Origin of the sequence: Mesorhizobium muleiense, from assembly GCF_900099905.1 — a bacterium.
Classification (GTDB): Bacteria; Pseudomonadota; Alphaproteobacteria; order Rhizobiales; family Rhizobiaceae; genus Mesorhizobium; species Mesorhizobium muleiense.
In genome coordinates this window covers 182,707-199,514 of sequence record NZ_FNEE01000002.1, presented here as the reverse complement: position 1 = coordinate 199,514, position 16,808 = coordinate 182,707, and the positions used below count along the sequence as shown (strand labels likewise).

The following is a 16,808-nucleotide window of genomic DNA, read 5'->3' as shown; positions in this document are numbered from 1 at the left end:
ACGGTGAACGCATTTCGCTTGGGAGAAGAATACCTATGCCGATCAACATCACCATGCCGGCCCTGTCGCCCACGATGGAAGAGGGCAATCTTGCCAAGTGGCTGGTCAAGGAGGGCGACAAGGTTTCGCCGGGCGACGTGATCGCCGAGATCGAGACCGACAAGGCGACGATGGAAGTCGAAGCCGTCGATGAGGGCACGGTGGCCAAGCTGGTGGTTCCAGCCGGCACCGAAGGCGTCAAGGTCAACGCGCTGATCGCCGTGCTCGCCGCCGAAGGTGAAGATGCGGCGGCTGCCGCGAAAAGCGGCGACGGCGCTGCCGCTCCGGCAAAAGCCGAGGCACCAAAAACAGAAGCCCCCAAAACTGAAGCACCAAAGGCGGAAACCCCAAAGCCGGAAGCGCCGAAACCTGCGGCCGCACCGGCGCCCCAGGCGGCTCCGATTGCCAATGGCCATGCAAGCGGCGAACGTATCTTCGCCTCGCCGCTGGCCCGTCGCATCGCCCGGGAAGCCGGTGTCGATGTGTCCGCGGTGACAGGCTCCGGCCCGCATGGCCGCGTGGTCAAGGCCGATGTCGACGCAGCGATTTCCAGCGGCGGCGCCAAGGCGGCACCCGCCGCGAAAGCGGCACCTGCCGGCGCTCCGGCTCCGGCGGCCGCAGCCAAGCCAATGTCGGACGACCAGGTGCTGAAACTGTTTGCCGACGGCTCTTACGAGCTTGTCCCGCATGACAACATGCGCAAGACCATTGCGCGCCGGCTGGTCGAGGCCACGACCACCATCCCGCATTTCTACCTGACGCTCGACTGCGAGCTTGATGCGCTCCTGGCCCTGCGCACGCAGCTCAATGCGGCCGCCCCGGTGAAGAAGACCGACAAGGGTGAGGCGCCGGCCTACAAGCTGTCGGTCAACGACATGGTCATCAAAGCGATGGCAATGGCGCTGATGGCGGTGCCGGATGCCAATGCGTCATGGACCGAGAGCGCCATGGTCAAGCACAAGCATGCCGACGTCGGTGTCGCCGTGTCGATCCCCGGCGGGCTGATCACCCCGATCATCCGGCGTGCCGACGAAAAGACGCTGTCGGTCATCTCCAACGAGATGAAGGATCTTGCCAGCCGCGCGCGCAGCCGCAAGCTGAAGCCGGAAGAATACCAGGGCGGCACCACTGCGGTGTCCAATCTCGGCATGTTCGGCATCAAGGACTTTGCCGCCGTCATCAACCCGCCGCATGCGACGATCCTGGCGGTCGGCGCCGGCGAGGCGCGCGCGGTGGTCAAGAACGGTGAGATCAAGATCGCTACAATCATGTCAGTCACTCTGTCGACCGATCACCGCGCCGTCGACGGCGCGCTCGGCGCCGAACTGCTCGGCGCCTTCAAGCGCATGATCGAAAACCCGATGGGCATGCTGGTCTAGAAAGGAAGGAGGGGGTGCGGGAAGGAGGGGGTGCGGAAAAACTCTTCACCAGCCTTTTTGCCTTCAGCCTTTCCAGCGTTGTAACGATCGTCGTGCATTGGCTGTTCGTGGGTTGGCGGGTGAGGGGCGCGCAGGCAGATTTCGACTGGAGTGGGGCAAACGCATGAAAACAGTCCTTTGCTACGGCGATTCGCTGACCTGGGGCTATGATGCGGCAAGTCTGGATCGCCACCCGCTCAAGGACCGCTGGCCGAGTGTGCTGCAGGCGACGTTGGGAGCCAGCGTCGAGGTCATCGCCGAAGGCTTGAACGGCCGCACAACGGCTTTCGACGACCATTTGGCCGGCGCCGACCGTAACGGCGCAAGAGTGCTGCCGACGATCTTGATGACGCATGCGCCGATCGACCTGGTCATCATCATGCTCGGCGCCAACGACATGAAGCCGTGGATTCACGGCAATCCGGTCGCCGCCAAGCAAGGCATGCAGCGCCTGATCGACATCGTGCGCGGTCACGACTACCCGTTCGATTGGCCGTCGCCGCAAATCCTGATCGTCGCGCCGCCCGCCGTCAGCCGCACGGAAAACGCCGAATTCAAAGAAATGTTCGCCGGCGGCGATGAAGCGTCGAAGCGGCTGGCACCACAATATTCCGTCCTTGCCGACGAGGTCGGCTGCGGCTTCTTCGATGCCGGCTCGGTGGCCGAGACCACGCCACTCGACGGCGTCCATCTCGACGCAGAGAACACGCGCAAAATCGGGCAGGCATTGGCGCCAATCGTGCGCGTGATGCTGGAACTCTAGAGAATCATGGGAGAAATCCGTGGCTGAGAACTACGACGTCATCATCATCGGCTCCGGCCCCGGCGGCTATGTCACGGCGGTGCGTTCCGCCCAACTCGGGTTCAAGACAGCGATCGTCGAGCGCGAGCATCTCGGCGGCATCTGCCTCAACTGGGGTTGCATCCCGACCAAGGCGCTGCTGCGTTCGGCCGAGATCATGCACTATTCGGATCATTTGAAGGACTACGGCTTGAAGATCGACGGCAAGGTCAGCGTTGATACCGCTGCCGTGGTCGACCGCTCGCGAAAGGTCTCGCTGCGGCTGAACGGCGGCGTCGCCTTCCTGATGAAGAAGAACAAGGTCGATGTCATCTGGGGCGAAGCCAAGCTGTCCATGGCGGCTTCCGGCGACAGGCCGGGCGAGATCGTCGTGTCGAAATCGTCGAAGAAGCCGATGGAGCCACAGCCGCCGGCGCCCAAGGGCGTCAAGGGCGAGGGCACATACACTGCCAAGCACATCATCCTGGCGACCGGGGCCAGGCCGCGGGCGTTGCCCGGCATCGAGCCCGACGGCAAGCTGATCTGGACCTATTTCGAAGCGATGGTGCCGAAGGAGATGCCGAAATCGCTGCTGGTGATGGGTTCGGGCGCAATCGGCATCGAATTCGCCTCATTCTACCGCACCATGGGCGCGGAGGTGACGGTGGTCGAGCTATTGCCGGCGGTGATGCCGGTCGAGGACGCAGAGGTCTCGAAATTCGCGCAAAAGCAGTTCGAGAAGCAAGGCATGAAGATCGTCCTCGATGCCAAGGTCACCAAGGTCGAAAAAGCTGCGAACTCGGTAACCGCGCATGTCGAGATGAAGGACGGCAAGGTCGAGAAGATCACCGCCGACCGGATGATCTCGGCCGTCGGCGTGCAGGGCAATATCGAGAATCTCGGCCTCGAGGCGCTCGGCGTGAACACCGAGCGCGGCTGCGTCGTCGTCGACGGCTACGGCAGCACCAATGTGCCCGGCATCTATGCCATCGGCGACGTTGCCGGCCCGCCTATGCTCGCCCACAAGGCCGAGCATGAAGGCGTGGTCTGCGTGGAAAAGATCGCCAACGTCCCCGGCGTGCACGCCACTGACAAACTGAAAATTCCGGGCTGCACCTATTGCAACCCGCAGGTTGCCTCCGTCGGGTTGACTGAAGCGAAAGCCAAGGCCGAAGGCAAGGACATCCGCGTCGGCCGCTTTCAGTTCGCCGCCAACGGCAAGGCCATTGCGCTCGGCGAGGACCAGGGGTTCGTCAAGACCATCTTCGACAGGAAGACCGGGCAGTTGCTCGGCGCACATATGGTCGGCGCCGAAGTGACCGAGCTGATCCAGGGCTTTGTCGTGGCGATGAACCTGGAGACCACCGAGGAAGAGCTGATGCACACGATCTTCCCGCACCCGACGCTGTCGGAGATGATGAAGGAAAGCGTGCTCGACGCCTATGGCCGCGCGCTCAACGCGTGATAAATTGACCGCGTGAGACTCAAAAGGTGAGAGCCAAGGAACTCAACCGTAAGGTAATTCGTTTCCGGATGCATTTATCACCAGAGGAGAGGGCATATGGACGTGAATGGCGTGGGCTGGATCGCAGCCATCATCATTGGCGGGCTGGCGGGCTGGCTTGCCGAGATGTTCATGAAAAGCAACATGGGCATCTTGATGAACATCGTTCTGGGCATCGTCGGCGCGATCGTGCTGAATGCCATCCTGCAGGCGCTCAACATCGGCGCCTTCGGCACCGGCTGGATCGCCTATCTGATCACCGGTTTCGTTGGCGCCTGCCTGCTGATCTTGGCGGGGCGCATGGTGCGCCGTTAGTTGCTGAACTCTTGCCATGCGAAAACGGCTGTGGCGGCATGCGTCGCCGCGGCCTTTTTCTTTGCAGCGAAAAGTCCTAGATGGAAAGCGAACGCCGGAAGCGATCGCGAATGAACTGGATTTCTGATGGTCACCGTCCTCGACACGATCGCCAATGCGCCGCGCCTGCGGCATCCTGAAAAGGCGCACAAGCCTGACCAGGATGTGCTGCGCAAGCCCGACTGGATCCGCGTCAAGGCGCCGATGTCGAAAGGCTATGCCGAGACGCGCGACATCGTGAAGTCGCACAGGCTGGTGACGGTGTGCGAAGAGGCCGGGTGCCCCAATATCGGTGAGTGCTGGGAGAAGAAGCACGCCACCTTCATGATCATGGGCGAGATCTGCACGCGTGCCTGCGCCTTCTGCAACGTCGCTACCGGCATTCCAACCGCGCTCGATCCCGATGAACCGGCGCGCATCGCCGACGCCGTCAAGCAAATGGGTCTGACCCATGTCGTCATCACCTCAGTCGACCGCGACGATCTCGCCGATGGCGGCGCTCAGCACTTTGCCGAGGTCATCGGCGCCATCAGGGCGGCAACGCCTTCGACGACGATCGAAATCCTGACGCCCGACTTCCTGCGCAAGGACGGCGCGCTGGAGATCGTGGTGGCAGCCAAGCCTGATGTGTTCAACCACAATCTGGAGACCGTTCCGTCGAACTATCTGACGGTCCGGCCGGGCGCCCGCTATTTCCATTCGATCAGACTGCTGCAGCGGGTCAAGGAACTCGATCCCTCGATCTTCACCAAATCCGGCATCATGGTTGGCCTTGGCGAGGAGCGGAACGAGATCCTGCAGTTGATGGACGATCTGCGTTCGGCCAATGTCGACTTCATGACCATCGGTCAGTATCTGCAGCCATCGAAAAAGCACCATCCGGTGATCCGTTTCGTCACGCCGGAGGAATTCAAGTCCTTCGAGACGATCGGCAAGACCAAGGGCTTCCTGCTGGTGGCATCGAGCCCGCTGACGCGTTCGTCGCATCACGCCGGCGACGATTTCGCCAAGCTGCGCGCGGCACGGGAAGCGTTTCTCAAGAAGTCCGCCTAACACACTGGTTTCATGCCACAATTCGAAGCCCATCGCCGCGTTGCGCATACGCCGGAACAGATGTTCGCACTGGTCGCCGATGTCGAATCCTATCCGCAATTCCTGCCGCTTTGCGAGGCGCTGACGGTTCGCTCGCGCAAGGAACGCGACGGACGCACCCTCCTCGTCGCCGACATGAGCATTGGCTACAAGGCGATCCGCGAGACTTTCACCACGCAGGTGCTGCTAAAGCCTGACGAGAAGGCCATCGACGTCAAATATATCGACGGTCCGTTCAAATATCTGAGCAATGCCTGGCGTTTCGAGCCGGCCGACGGCGGCTGCAATGTCTGCTTCTTCATCGACTACGAATTCAAGAGTCGTATTCTGGGTGCGGTGATGGGAGCGATGTTCGATCGCGCCTTCCGCATGTTTTCCGAGGCGTTCGAGAAGCGCGCCGACGTCATCTATGGCGCAGCGCCGGCAGCCTGATCCGCAGCGAGCGCGCGCAAGCCCAGTTCAAGCGCGTGTCTGACGGTCTCCCGGCGGATGAACTTGCGGCCTTTGTCGGCAAACAACTGGCATTCGCTGACGACCGGCCGGCCGGTCAAGGCGATACCGAACCAGACCAGGCCGACGGGCTTTTCCGTCGAGCCGCCGTCCGGACCGGCAATGCCGGTGACGGCAAGAGTTAGCCCGGCGCGCGAATGGTCCAAGGCGCCGGCCGCCATCTCGACCGCCGTTTCCCGTGAGACCGCGCCGTGCGCCTCGAGCGTGGCGGCGGAAACGCCGAGCATCTCAGTCTTGGCCTCGTTGGAATAGGTGATGAAACCCCGGTCGACCACTGTCGAAGAGCCGGCGATGTCGGTCAAGGCGGCGATGATCATGCCGCCGGTGCAGCTCTCGGCCGTCGCCAGCATGATGCCGCGCTGTTGGCAGGCTTGAAGCAGGGCATCTGCGAGATCGCTGTTGCTCATTCGGGGACATCACCTGGAAACACGACGCTGGCGGTGGCGATGGCGGCTATGCCTTCCTCGCGTCCGACAAAGCCGAGCTTTTCGTTGGTTGTCGCCTTGATCGAGATGCGGTCCCGGGAAATCGCCAGCATTGCCGAAAGGATTTCGGTCATCGCTTCGCGATGCGGGCCGACGCGCGGCGCCTCGCAGATCAGCGTGATGTCGGCATTGGCGATGCGCCCGCCGCGCGCGCGTACCAGTTCTGCCGCATGTTCGACGAAGATCCGCGAGGCCACGCCTTTCCACTGCGGGTCCGATGGCGGGAAATGCGTGCCGATGTCGCCGGCGCCGCAAGTGGCGAGCAGCGCGTCGGTCAAGGCGTGCAGGCCGACATCGGCGTCCGAATGGCCGGACAGTTTCTTGTCGTGCGGGATGGAGACGCCGCACAGGACGACATGGTCGCCGGGCTCGAAGGCATGGACGTCGTAGCCATTGCCGGTGCGGATGTCCGGAAAACGCGGCCGTTCGCCGGAAAGCCGCTGATCCGCCATCGAGATATCCCTTGCCCAGGTGAGTTTGACATTGTCCGGCGAGCCCGGGACGATTTTCACTGGAATATGTGCCCATTCGGCAATCGCGGCATCGTCGGTGAAGTCCGCCTTGCCCAGATGATGGGCCTTTTCATGGGCGGCCAGGATCGGCCAGAACGGGAAGCCCTGCGGCGTCTGCGCGGCATGAAGCCCGTTCCTGGAAACCGTCTCGCCGATCATGCCGGCGGCCGACTCGCGTTTCAGCGTATCGGCGACGGGCAGGGCAGGCAGCGCTGCCTGGCGCTCGCCGATGGCGGCGATCGTGCGGTCTATCAATTCCGCGTCGACGAACGGGCGGACGGCGTCATGGACCAGAACCCGGCGCGGCGCATGGCCTCTCAGCGCAAGCAATCCGAGCCGGACGGAGTCCTGTCTGGACTCGCCACCGGTCACCGTGACCACCCGGTCGGCGTTGGCGCCAGCGGCGCTGCGAAAAAGCCCGCCGTCGTCGGCATGAATGGCGACGACGACAGGACCGATTTTCGTATGCGCCAAAAACACGTCCAATGTGCGCGCGATGACGGCACGGCCGCCGATCCTTTGGTATTGCTTCGGCCCGTCGGCCTGACCGGCGCGCGCGCCGCGGCCGGCGGCGACGATAACGACGGCAACCTTGTCGTCCGCAGCCAAAGCCTGCTTTTCGCTTGCGTCTGTCATGCCGAGACGCTTAGCGCATCATCCCGAAAAGTGGAATCGCTTTTCGGAACAGATCATGCGCAGATGCAAAGTGGCCCCTGAATATTAAGGGGCATGGATATACGGTAGAAAGATCAAAGGGTGAACAATGGCCCAAGGCGATCTGCTGCGGCCTCGCAGGGAAGGGTTCGCAGAACAGCGCAGCCACCATGCAATCCGTTCGATATCACCGCCTAATGATTATCGGAAAATCTCTCGGGACAGCGGGAATGGACCGCGGCCATCAATTGCTCTGTGTTTGCCAAGCCTCGAACAACCTCAGTCGTGAAACCCGCTTGGGGAGGTCTTTTCTGAAGCATGGGCCAACGGCACCGACGGTATAGGTCGATTTGTCAAAGACCGTACGAGCGGCATCCTTTACAGCCACAGCGACAAGGCCCCCCTCCTTGCATGCCTCAACGCACTTCAGCAGCTCTACCTCATTCTTTACGCTCACGGCGATCTTTGCCTGCGCATGACTCATATACATCGATACAAGGTCCGGATCGCGATCGTTAGACAACCACAGGCACGTGCCGTAACCGTGTCCCGCTTGTGCCGCAAGCTTTCCCGGAGGCATCGGCAAATCTTTGCGGATGAAAAGCCACATGCGCAGCTCCGCCTCCGCAGTGCCGGCTTTGTTGCGCTGCTCCTTAGCGACACCGTTCATCCGTTATCCTGCTTCGACTGGCGAGGTGCCGCGGAACATCTACCGCATGCGTTCGCGGGTTCAGAGCATTTTATGCACCCACCATTTCCGCCGGCACATTGACAACTGTTTCTAGCCGGCGGCGATGCGTCGCCGCATGACAAGCTCCTAGGGTCTCGTTGCGGTCTGATCCTTCGACGGTCTGCGCAAGATGTGTGCCTTCCTGGCGAAGCGGGCGAGTTCTCGGTTGAAGCGCTCGGGTTCCTCTAGAAATGGAGCGTGGCCGACACCGTCGTACCAAGACGTCTGGGCTGTCTTGCAGTGCTCCCTGATCAAGTCGGCCATGGCCGGCAGCACGAGGGTGTCGGAACGGCCATGGGTGACAAGCACGGGAACCTCGATGCTTTCCAGGATCGGGACGAAGTCGAGCTCGCGCTGTATCAGGAAGGCGCGTACCTGCGGATGCACGACCATGTTGAAGCCCAGCGCCACTTCGAAGTCGTCCGCCGACATCGGCTCGGCGACTAACGCGCGCAGGAACCTGCGTATCGCCGCGATGTTGGTCGGCAAATCCGCCTCGCAGGCAGCGGGTACGTTCTCCTGGAAACCCGGACCGACAAAAGGCGAGGCCTTCTCGCCCAGGACCACCGCTGCACCGACGAAGTTGATGCCGGCGATCTTGTTCTGGCCGTGCTTGCGGACATAGTCCGATATGACGAATCCGCCATAGGACCAGCCGACCAGGATCGGCTTGTCGAATGTGAGCTGGTTGATGATCGCAGCGACATCGTCGGCCCATTTGTCGCCATCGACGTACTGTTCGGCTTCTAGCGGCGCCTCAGACATGCCGTGACCGCGCAGGTCGACCGCGACAACGCGGAACTGGTCCTGCAGCTCGCCCTCATGCTGTTTCGTCCAGCAGAGCAGGCTCTGCGACCAGCCATGGATCAGCAGAAGTGGAATACCGCCAGGCTGGCCCCATTCGCGCACATGAAGCTTGACGCCGCCGGCGCCTTGCACGCTATGAATCTTCATCGGATTTCCTCCCCGATTATTGGCAGGCGAGTTGAGAGCGAGAAACGCCGGGCTTCCGTTCGGTGACCTTGGTTACTTGGTGCCAATCCCGATATTGATCGGGTTGGAAAGCAGTGCGGGACCATTTCCGCCGGCACGCTCGCGAACCAGCGTCTCCATGGTCTGTTGGATGACGATCCGCTCGCTGTCTGTCAGACCTAATTGCTCAAGCACCGTCTCGGCGATCGGATTGCTCCACACCACCCACTCCCAGAGATCCGCGCCGGTCAGGAATTCGGTGGTTTCGGTGATCGTCTCCACCTTGATGTCCTTCAGACCCGCTGCCGCGAGTTCCTTGTGCAGACGCTGCGGATCCCGGAGTTGAAAAGGCAGCGGTGGTGGGTCCATCGGAGGGCCGGTGAAATCCGGGCGAACAGATTGAATCGCGCCCACGAAGAAGCTGAAGAAATCGATCTTGTGCGGGTCGCCGTAGACGATCATCAGCACGTGGCCGCCGGGCTTGACCACGCGGGCCATCTCACTGATACCCTTCGGCATGTCAGGAAACAGCATGACGCCGAACTGCGATCCGGCCATGTCGAAGCTGCCGTCTTCGAGCTCAAGGGCATGACCATCCATCACGCGGGTTTCGATGCCCAGACCTTCCTGACGTGCTCGCTCACCGAGCAGCTTGAGCATAACTGGAGACTGATCCGTCGCCATAACTTGCGCGCCGATGCGCGCCGCCGGGATGCTGAGCGCCCCGCTGCCAGCTGCAACGTCCACGAATCGCATCCCGGACCGAAGTCCGGCTCGATTCAAGCCCTCGTTACCCAGCCACATCTGCGTCGGCGTGTTGGTTTTGTCGTAGCCCCGCGCGATCTTGTCCCACCGCGCCCGCGTGTCTTCTTGTTCGGCAAGGTTCATTGGCTTGCTCCCTTCTGTGCCGGCGAGCGGCCCAACGCTGCGTCGAGCGATTTCAAGAATGCTTCGGGCTGCTCTATCGGTGGATCGTCGGCGGCATCCTCGATCACATGCAGCGGCCAGCCAAATCGTTTGCTGGCAGCCTCGGCGACCGAGAGTGGCGTCGCAAGGTCGTGCCGACCCCAGATCAAGGTCGTTGGTACGGCGATGCGATCGAGCTCGGCGCGCGGAATTGCGGGCATCGCGAACTGCTCCATGAGGCTCTGCTGCGTGGCGTGAAGGGACGCAGTGCAGGCCCGATCGAGGTTGTAGGCCTTGATCCGGTCCCAGCCGTCTCCCATCCGCCCGCGTAGGCGGCCCAGATCGAAGGCACAGTACCGCCAGAGGCCGTCATGCGTGTTGGCATTCGGGTCAGCCAGAAACTCATTCAGTGCGCGCCCGAACTCTGGCGCCGGGTGGAAGGGCACCAGGCCAAACGTGTCGACGAGTACGAGCCGGCTGAGCCGCTCACTGTGGCCTGCGGCAAAACGGGCTGCGATGGCGCCGCCGAGAATCTGCGCGACCACCACCGGCAGGCTTGGGCACGTCGCGTCGAGCAGCCCGCCCAGCCAATCGAGCACGCGATCCCGTCCGACGGCGCCGCCGGGCACGACCGAGGCGCCATGACCGGGAAGGTCAGGAACGACGATCCGGTTGGATCGTACGAGCTGCGGCACGATCGGGAACCATTTCGCAGCATATTCGCCCGGCCCGTGCAGGAGTACGAGAGGTGGCCCATCACCGCCTTCAAGCACGGCGGTCGGGATACCGGCCAGATCAAGACGACGCTCAGTGACCGGCATCATCGACAGCAGCCACGCCCGCGCGTCGTTGCCCGTGATCGTGCGATCGGCTTTCGCGTCGATTTGCATTGTCCGCTTCAGCACTTCGGCCATCGTCTCCTCCTTCGTTTCGTCGGGTTCGTCCCGGGTTGAGAGAAGTCACCCGTGTCTTCGTCGTCGGATGCACTGTCCGTGCCAGTGCTTCGCACGGGCATGAGGCTGTGCCGGTAGCTATACGCACCGACGCGCCGCCCCTGCTCGGCGGGTTCGTCCAGATCGACGCTACGATGGCGGAAGGGTCGGCGCTTCGGCGAAACTACCCAAATTGCGCCGGTGGCAGAATGGGTAGTTTCCGCCACTACGAAGGCAGGTTGATTTCAGATGAGCCTGTGCTTGTGGGCGTATGATGCTGCGGCCGCGCGGGACGAGACGTCGAGCTTGCCGAACAGATTGCTGACGTGCCGATCGACCGTCCGCTGGCTCACGAACAGTTCGGAAGCTATGACTTTGTTTGTTCTGCCGGCAGCCACCAACCGGAGAATCTGCAGCTCGCGTTTCGTCAGACCATGGCTGTACGCGAACTCCGTCCCGTGCGAATGCGAGGCAATTCGGTCGAGATCCGGGGCGCCGCCTAGCTGTTGGAATGTGGTTTTCGCGGCCTCCAACTCCAACCCCGCCGCTTCCTCGTCGCCGAGCGCGTGGCAGGCCAGTCCCACAAGCTCGCGAGCGCGAGCAGCCTGATAAGGAGCCCCGGCCTTGTGCCAGAATTCGAAGGCCTGACGCAGGGACCAAAGTGCCGCCGCGGCATCGCCTTCTGCCAACTCGACGGATCCGCGGGCATGTGCCGCCATTCCGCCCAGCACCGCCACCCCGATATCCTGGGCAATCTCCTCCAGTTCCCGGCAGGCGTCGCGCGCTCCTGCGACATCGCCCGCTGCCAGCATGATCTCAACGCAGGCCGGAAGCAGTTTTGCACGCTGAAGTCGATCGGATGTGCCGTTCACGGTACGACGAATTGCGATGGTCGCCGCGTCAAGGCGCCCTTGCGCCATCCGCAACAAGGCGAGCCCAGGCTGCGGTTCGAGCCCACGGGCGCTGGCGTCCCGATAGGCCTCCTCGGCGGCCGTGAATTCGCCCCGAAGGCGATGCAATTCTCCTCGCCGATAGAACGCCGCGGCTGGAGGCTGCTGCCCGACTTCTTCGGGAAATCCGGAGCAAGCGCGATGCGCTTCTTCGACCGCATCCGGCCATGCACCTTGCAGCTGCATGATCTCCGCCCGATGCACGAGGCAGGCGCCTGTAAAGCTGACGAGCTGCGACTGTCCTTCGCACCATCTCGATAGCGCGAAAGTCCATTCCCGAGCGCGGTCGAACGCATAGAATTGCATGCAGCTATCTATGACGCTGCAATAGATCAGACCGGTCATGCGCGGGGACAGCTCTCCGGCGACCACCGAGACCATGGCCTCGTCAAGCAGCGCGAGGCCTTGTTCGACCTGCCACTGTTGCAGGAGGGCCTGACCCTGAAGGTGACGGGTACAGGCGATCAAATCCGGTTCCCTGAAACGCTCTCCGACTTCGACCCCCTTTGCTGCGGCGTCGTATGCCCCTTGCGAATCCGACTCAGCAAGACACCGCGCCGCGCGGGACAGCAACACATATCCCTCCTCAGCGCACTCGCCTCCTTCTCGGGCAATGATGCGCTCGGCGCGGCCGAACCATCCGGTCGCTGGACCGGTCTCGCCCCGAAAGAGAAGGCACAACCCGATCCAGAACGCGCAGCGGGCCGCGCGCGCACACTCATCGGCATCGAGGAAAGCTCGATGGGCTCGATCGAGCGCTTTGAGATAATCCTGTTCGCGACCGATCAGATACGCCGACATCGCGAGCCGTTCGAGGTCGTCGGTCCCCAGAGGGCAAGTGCTGTCCGCAAGTACAAGCGCTTCGTAGGCGTCGGCCCAGGCCCGTTGCTCATAATGCCTTCGGCCACGTTCGAGGTGATCGACGCTTTTCGCGTTGTCGGGCTGCTTTTCGCCTTGAGAGGGTTGGCTCATTCGTTCCTCCGGGAAAGCGGAAAGGGCTCGTTTGGTTGTCGTTCACGATCACATCTCCTCGACAGCCTCTCGCCGCTCGGATGGGAACACGTCAACCTCACCGGCGATTATCTTTGGGAGGAAAAGCCACTGCTCGATGTCAATGGCTTCCAACCAATCCCGTTCACCCTTTGAACTTTCTACCGTATATCTGTCCCCTTTAATGTTCAGGGTCAAAGTGCCAATAGCGTCCCCAACTACGCACCGCACTTTGGCTAGTGCCAGCATTTTCCCAAATGCGCCTTAATGCGACGTCATTGCGCGTTGCACATTGCCGCCATTCTGGCTAGTGAATGTGCAGCTATTAAAAATGCTTGGTTTTTGTGCATGCTTGACCTGACCAAATTGGCATCTCCGCTGGATATGGGTCGTGTGAGAATCCGCAATCGCGCTTTTCTCGCGCCCATGTCGGGCATAACAGATGAGCCGTTCCGGCAGCGTGCCTATGCGCATGGCGCCGGGTTGGTGGTGTCGGAGATGGTGGCGAGCGGCGAACTTGCCAGGGGCAGACCCGGTTGCGGCCTGCGCATCCGCCATTCCGGGCTGCCGGTGCACATGGTCCAGCTTGCCGGCCGTGAGGCGGTGCATATGGCAGAGGGCGCCCGTATAGCCGCGGGCGAGGGCGCCGACATCATCGACATCAACATGGGCTGCCCGGCCAAGAAGGTGACGGGCGGCTATGCCGGTTCGGCGCTGATGCGCGATCTCGATCACGCTTTGTCGCTGATCGAGGCGGTGGTCGGCGCCGTCGAGGTGCCGGTCACGGTCAAGATGCGGCTCGGCTGGGACGAAAGCGCGCTCAATGCGCCTGTTCTGGCGCGCCGCGCCGAGCAGGCGGGGGTTCAGATGGTGACGGTGCATGGCCGCACGCGCTGCCAGTTCTACCAGGGCAAGGCCGACTGGCGCGCCATCGCACGCATAAAGCAGGCTGTTTCGATCCCGGTCGTTGCCAATGGCGATGTCGGCTCGCCGGCGGAGGCAGCAATGATCCTCGACCAGTCGGGAGCCGACGCGGTGATGATCGGCCGCGCGCACTACGGCGTGCCATGGACGGCAGGCAGCATCGCGGCAGGCGCTGCAAAAGAGGCGACGCCCGGTGTGCCGGAAAGCCCGCAAGCGCTGGCCGACTACGTCGTTGCCCACTACCAGGACATGCTGTCGCTCTACGGCATCGAAAGCGGCGTACGCCAGGCGCGCAAGCATCTTGGCTGGTATCTCGACCGCCACGCCGCTGGCGTCGTCGATGAGCAGCGAAAGGCCATCCTTACCTGCTTCGAGCCCGTCCGCGTCATTGCCGCGTTGCGCGAGGTGTTTTCAAGCGCTGCCGAACCGATGAACCTGCGGAGCGCAGCATGAATGCCACCGTTGCACAAAACATGGACATGGCGGACGCCGCACACATCGTGCTCAACACCATCCGCCGCCCGGTGATCATGCTCGATGCGGAAGGGTTCATCACCTTCGCCAACGCCGATGCCGAGGATTTCTTCCGCTCGAGCGCGACCATGCTCGCCCGCAACACATTACCCAAGCTCATTCCATTCGGCAGTCCGTTGCTGACGCTTGTCGACCAGGTGCGCGAGCGCCGGGCACCCGTCAACGAATACCGGGTCGACGTATCGTCGCCGCGCCTCGGCATCGAGAAGGTCGTCGACCTCTATGTCGCGCCGGTGTCGGAATTCCCGGGCTCCGTCGTGGTGATGTTCCAGGAACGGTCGATGGCCGACAAGATCGATCGTCAGATGACGCACCGCGGTGCGGCACGCTCGGTGACCGGCCTTGCCGCGATGCTCGCCCACGAGATCAAGAACCCGCTATCCGGCATCCGGGGCGCCGCCCAACTGCTCGAATTGTCGGCTTCCGACGAGGATCGCGCGCTGACCCGGCTGATCACCGACGAGACCGACCGCATCGTCTCGCTCGTCGATCGCATGGAGGTGTTTTCCGACGAGCGGCCCATCGATCGCTATCCGGTCAACATCCATGTCGTGCTCGACCATGTGAAAGCGATTGCCAAGAACGGTTTTGCCAAGCGGATCAAGATATTGGAGGATTATGATCCATCATTGCCTCCGGTTTTCGCTAACCGCGACCAGCTCATCCAGGTGTTCCTCAACCTGGTCAAGAATGCGGCCGAGGCCATTGGCGGCGATCCGCAAGGCGAGATCACCCTGTCGACCGCGTTCCGGCCGGGCATTCGTGTTTCCGTTCCAGGATCGCAGGGCCGCGTGTCGCTGCCGCTGGAATTTTGCGTGCGCGACAACGGTTCTGGCGTCTCCGAAGATATCCTGCCGATCCTGTTCGACCCCTTCATCACCACCAAGCCGAATGGGTCGGGACTTGGTCTGGCGCTGGTCGCGAAAATCGTCGGCGAGCATGGCGGCATCATCGAATGCGATTCGACGCCGCGCGCAACCACCTTCCGCATCCTGATGCCAGCCTGGAAAGAAACGCCGCTCGGCACTGACGACGATGGCGAAGGAGACCGCAAATGACGGTTCGCGGCAATATTCTCGTCGCCGACGACGATGCGGCCATCCGCACCGTCCTCAATCAGGCGCTTTCGCGCGTCGGCCATGAGGTGCGCGTGACGTCCAACGCCTCGACGCTGTGGCGCTGGGTGGCGGCGGGCGAGGGCGATCTCGTCATCACCGACGTGGTCATGCCGGACGAAAACGCCTTCGACATGCTGCCGCGCATCAAGAAGGCGCGACCGGAACTGCCCGTCATCGTCATGAGCGCCCAGAACACGTTCATGACCGCGATTCGCGCCTCCGAAACCGGCGCCTACGAATATCTGCCGAAACCGTTCGACCTGACCGAGCTTCTCAACATCGTCAACCGGGCGCTTTCCGAGCCCCGACGGCCGAAAATCGATGCGCGGGCGGACGAGCCGCCGGAAACGATGCCGCTGGTTGGCCGCTCGGCCGCCATGCAGGATATCTACCGCATGCTGGCGCGCATGATGCAGACCGACCTGACGGTGATGATTTCAGGCGAATCGGGCACCGGCAAGGAACTGGTCGCGCGCGCACTGCACGAGTATGGCCGCCGCCGCGGCGGCCCCTTCGTCGCGATCAACATGGCTGCGATCCCGCGCGACCTGATCGAATCGGAACTGTTCGGGCACGAGAAGGGCGCCTTCACCGGCGCGCAGAACCGCTCCACCGGCCGTTTCGAGCAGGCCGAAGGCGGCACGCTCTTCCTTGACGAGATCGGCGACATGCCGATGGAGGCGCAGACCCGCCTGCTGCGTGTCCTGCAGCAGGGCGAATACACCACCGTCGGCGGCCGCACGCCGATCAAGACCGACGTGCGCATCGTCGCCGCCACCAACAAGGATCTGCGCACGCTGATCAATCAAGGGCTTTTCCGCGAGGATCTGTTCTATCGCCTGAATGTCGTGCCGCTAAGGCTGCCGGCGCTGCGCGAGCGGTCCGAGGACGTTCCGGATCTCGTCCGGCACTTCTTCAAGCTTGGCGCCAGCGAAGGCCTGCAGACCAAGCGCATTTCCACGGGCGGCATCGAGCTGATGAAGCGCTATCCGTGGCCGGGCAACGTGCGCGAGCTCGAAAATCTTGTCCGCAGACTTGCCGCGCTCTATTCGCAGGACGAGATTTCTGCCGAAGTCATCGAGGCGGAACTGAAGACCGGCGAGAGGCCGGTCGTTCCCGGCGGCGGCAACCTCATTCCCGACGACCTGTCCATCGGCCAGGCGGTGGAGCATTTTCTGCAGCGCTATTTTGCTTCGTTCGCCGGCGACTTGCCACCCGCCGGCCTCTATCAGCGTATCCTTTCCGAGGTCGAATATCCGCTGGTGCTTGCTTCGATGACGGCAACCCGCGGCAACCAGATCAAGGCTGCGGAGCTCCTCGGGCTCAATCGCAACACGCTGCGCAAGAAGATTCGCGAACTCGGCGTCAACGTCTACAAATCGACCAGGCAAGCCTAGAGCGCC

At 62.5% G+C, this 16,808-nt stretch carries 17 protein-coding genes; 10 read left to right on the top strand and 7 right to left on the bottom strand.

The features are described 5' to 3' along the window. The first annotated feature begins 35 nt into the window (after positions 1-35). The 6 genes from BLT09_RS04825 (at position 36) to BLT09_RS04800 (ending at position 5,620) form a co-directional block, all read left to right on the top strand. Positions 36-1,418, top strand: a complete 1,383-nt coding sequence (locus BLT09_RS04825) for a pyruvate dehydrogenase complex dihydrolipoamide acetyltransferase (protein ID WP_091591113.1) — start codon at positions 36-38, stop codon at positions 1,416-1,418. A 163-nt stretch (positions 1,419-1,581) separates the two neighbouring features. Continuing rightward, a complete protein-coding gene (locus BLT09_RS04820; protein ID WP_091591112.1) occupies positions 1,582-2,220 on the top strand; it encodes an SGNH/GDSL hydrolase family protein in 639 nt (212 codons plus the stop codon). A gap of 19 nt (positions 2,221-2,239) precedes the next feature. Then, on the top strand, positions 2,240-3,703 hold the full coding sequence (lpdA, locus tag BLT09_RS04815) for a dihydrolipoyl dehydrogenase (RefSeq protein ID WP_091591109.1): 1,464 nt from the start codon (positions 2,240-2,242) through the stop codon (positions 3,701-3,703). A gap of 96 nt (positions 3,704-3,799) precedes the next feature. Next, positions 3,800-4,057, top strand: coding sequence for a GlsB/YeaQ/YmgE family stress response membrane protein (locus BLT09_RS04810; protein ID WP_023799232.1), 258 nt, complete (start codon positions 3,800-3,802; stop codon positions 4,055-4,057). A 126-nt stretch (positions 4,058-4,183) separates the two neighbouring features. After that, entirely contained in the window at positions 4,184-5,149 is a 966-nt protein-coding gene (lipA, locus tag BLT09_RS04805; protein ID WP_091591107.1) for a lipoyl synthase, read from the top strand. Between the two features lie 12 nt (positions 5,150-5,161). Next, complete coding sequence (locus BLT09_RS04800; protein WP_023799229.1) at positions 5,162-5,620, top strand: type II toxin-antitoxin system RatA family toxin; 459 nt, start codon at positions 5,162-5,164, stop codon at positions 5,618-5,620. Here the strand turns inward: BLT09_RS04800 and BLT09_RS04795 are convergent. The 7 genes from BLT09_RS04795 to BLT09_RS34825 all read right to left on the bottom strand — a co-directional run bounded on the left by BLT09_RS04795 (position 5,596) and on the right by BLT09_RS34825 (position 12,184). Continuing rightward, positions 5,596-6,105, bottom strand: coding sequence for a CinA family protein (locus BLT09_RS04795; RefSeq protein ID WP_091591105.1), 510 nt, complete (start codon positions 6,103-6,105; stop codon positions 5,596-5,598). The two genes, BLT09_RS04800 and BLT09_RS04795, sit on opposite strands and share 25 nt — an antisense overlap. After that, positions 6,102-7,331: a bifunctional 2-C-methyl-D-erythritol 4-phosphate cytidylyltransferase/2-C-methyl-D-erythritol 2,4-cyclodiphosphate synthase gene (locus tag BLT09_RS04790; RefSeq protein ID WP_091591104.1), complete on the bottom strand. Its 1,230-nt coding sequence runs from the start codon at positions 7,329-7,331 to the stop codon at positions 6,102-6,104. The genes BLT09_RS04795 and BLT09_RS04790 overlap by 4 nt, the downstream gene beginning before the upstream one ends. A gap of 262 nt (positions 7,332-7,593) precedes the next feature. Next, positions 7,594-8,019, bottom strand: a complete 426-nt coding sequence (locus BLT09_RS04785) for an aminoacyl-tRNA hydrolase (protein WP_139172512.1) — start codon at positions 8,017-8,019, stop codon at positions 7,594-7,596. Positions 8,020-8,166: 147 nt separating this feature from the next. Next, entirely contained in the window at positions 8,167-9,033 is an 867-nt protein-coding gene (locus tag BLT09_RS04780) for an alpha/beta fold hydrolase (protein WP_091591102.1), read from the bottom strand. Positions 9,034-9,105: 72 nt separating this feature from the next. Then, positions 9,106-9,939 (bottom strand): class I SAM-dependent methyltransferase, encoded by an 834-nt coding sequence (locus tag BLT09_RS04775; RefSeq protein WP_091591100.1) that lies wholly within the window; start codon positions 9,937-9,939, stop codon positions 9,106-9,108. Continuing rightward, positions 9,936-10,871: an alpha/beta fold hydrolase gene (locus BLT09_RS04770; RefSeq protein ID WP_208602478.1), complete on the bottom strand. Its 936-nt coding sequence runs from the start codon at positions 10,869-10,871 to the stop codon at positions 9,936-9,938. The genes BLT09_RS04775 and BLT09_RS04770 overlap by 4 nt, the downstream gene beginning before the upstream one ends. A gap of 263 nt (positions 10,872-11,134) precedes the next feature. After that, positions 11,135-12,184, bottom strand: a complete 1,050-nt coding sequence (locus BLT09_RS34825; RefSeq protein WP_236473404.1) for a LuxR family transcriptional regulator — start codon at positions 12,182-12,184, stop codon at positions 11,135-11,137. 60 nt (positions 12,185-12,244) lie between these two features. On the opposite strand from BLT09_RS34825, the gene BLT09_RS34820 reads away from it, so the two are divergent. The 4 genes from BLT09_RS34820 (at position 12,245) to ntrC (ending at position 16,802) form a co-directional block, all read left to right on the top strand. Then, positions 12,245-12,985, top strand: coding sequence for a hypothetical protein (locus BLT09_RS34820; protein WP_236473405.1), 741 nt, complete (start codon positions 12,245-12,247; stop codon positions 12,983-12,985). A gap of 192 nt (positions 12,986-13,177) precedes the next feature. Next, positions 13,178-14,206: a tRNA dihydrouridine synthase DusB gene (gene dusB / locus BLT09_RS04755; protein WP_091591094.1), complete on the top strand. Its 1,029-nt coding sequence runs from the start codon at positions 13,178-13,180 to the stop codon at positions 14,204-14,206. Beyond that, a complete protein-coding gene (locus BLT09_RS04750; protein WP_091591092.1) occupies positions 14,203-15,345 on the top strand; it encodes a two-component system sensor histidine kinase NtrB in 1,143 nt (380 codons plus the stop codon). Before dusB ends, BLT09_RS04750 begins: the two co-directional genes overlap by 4 nt. Next, positions 15,342-16,802 carry a nitrogen regulation protein NR(I) gene (ntrC, locus tag BLT09_RS04745; RefSeq protein ID WP_023799224.1) on the top strand — a complete coding sequence of 487 codons (1,461 nt, stop codon included), beginning with the start codon at positions 15,342-15,344 and terminating at the stop codon, positions 16,800-16,802. The genes BLT09_RS04750 and ntrC overlap by 4 nt, the downstream gene beginning before the upstream one ends. Positions 16,803-16,808: the final 6 nt, after the last annotated feature.

Bases quoted from the DNA above. Each gene is read 5' to 3' on its own strand.
- BLT09_RS04810 (WP_023799232.1), top strand. From the start codon at position 3,800: ATGGACGTGAATGGCGTGGGCTGGATCGCAGCCATCATCATTGGCGGG.
- ntrC (WP_023799224.1), top strand. From the start codon at position 15,342: ATGACGGTTCGCGGCAATATTCTCGTCGCCGACGACGATGCGGCCATC.
- BLT09_RS04800 (WP_023799229.1), top strand. From the start codon at position 5,162: ATGCCACAATTCGAAGCCCATCGCCGCGTTGCGCATACGCCGGAACAG.
- BLT09_RS04825 (WP_091591113.1), top strand. From the start codon at position 36: ATGCCGATCAACATCACCATGCCGGCCCTGTCGCCCACGATGGAAGAG.
- BLT09_RS04790 (WP_091591104.1), bottom strand. From the start codon at position 7,331: ATGACAGACGCAAGCGAAAAGCAGGCTTTGGCTGCGGACGACAAGGTT.
- BLT09_RS04795 (WP_091591105.1), bottom strand. From the start codon at position 6,105: ATGAGCAACAGCGATCTCGCAGATGCCCTGCTTCAAGCCTGCCAACAG.
- BLT09_RS04770 (WP_208602478.1), bottom strand. From the start codon at position 10,871: ATGGCCGAAGTGCTGAAGCGGACAATGCAAATCGACGCGAAAGCCGAT.
- BLT09_RS04775 (WP_091591100.1), bottom strand. From the start codon at position 9,939: ATGAACCTTGCCGAACAAGAAGACACGCGGGCGCGGTGGGACAAGATC.
- dusB (WP_091591094.1), top strand. From the start codon at position 13,178: ATGCTTGACCTGACCAAATTGGCATCTCCGCTGGATATGGGTCGTGTG.
- BLT09_RS04820 (WP_091591112.1), top strand. From the start codon at position 1,582: ATGAAAACAGTCCTTTGCTACGGCGATTCGCTGACCTGGGGCTATGAT.
- BLT09_RS04785 (WP_139172512.1), bottom strand. From the start codon at position 8,019: ATGAACGGTGTCGCTAAGGAGCAGCGCAACAAAGCCGGCACTGCGGAG.
- BLT09_RS34825 (WP_236473404.1), bottom strand. From the start codon at position 12,184: ATGACCGGTCTGATCTATTGCAGCGTCATAGATAGCTGCATGCAATTC.
- lipA (WP_091591107.1), top strand. From the start codon at position 4,184: ATGGTCACCGTCCTCGACACGATCGCCAATGCGCCGCGCCTGCGGCAT.
- BLT09_RS04780 (WP_091591102.1), bottom strand. From the start codon at position 9,033: ATGAAGATTCATAGCGTGCAAGGCGCCGGCGGCGTCAAGCTTCATGTG.
- BLT09_RS04750 (WP_091591092.1), top strand. From the start codon at position 14,203: ATGAATGCCACCGTTGCACAAAACATGGACATGGCGGACGCCGCACAC.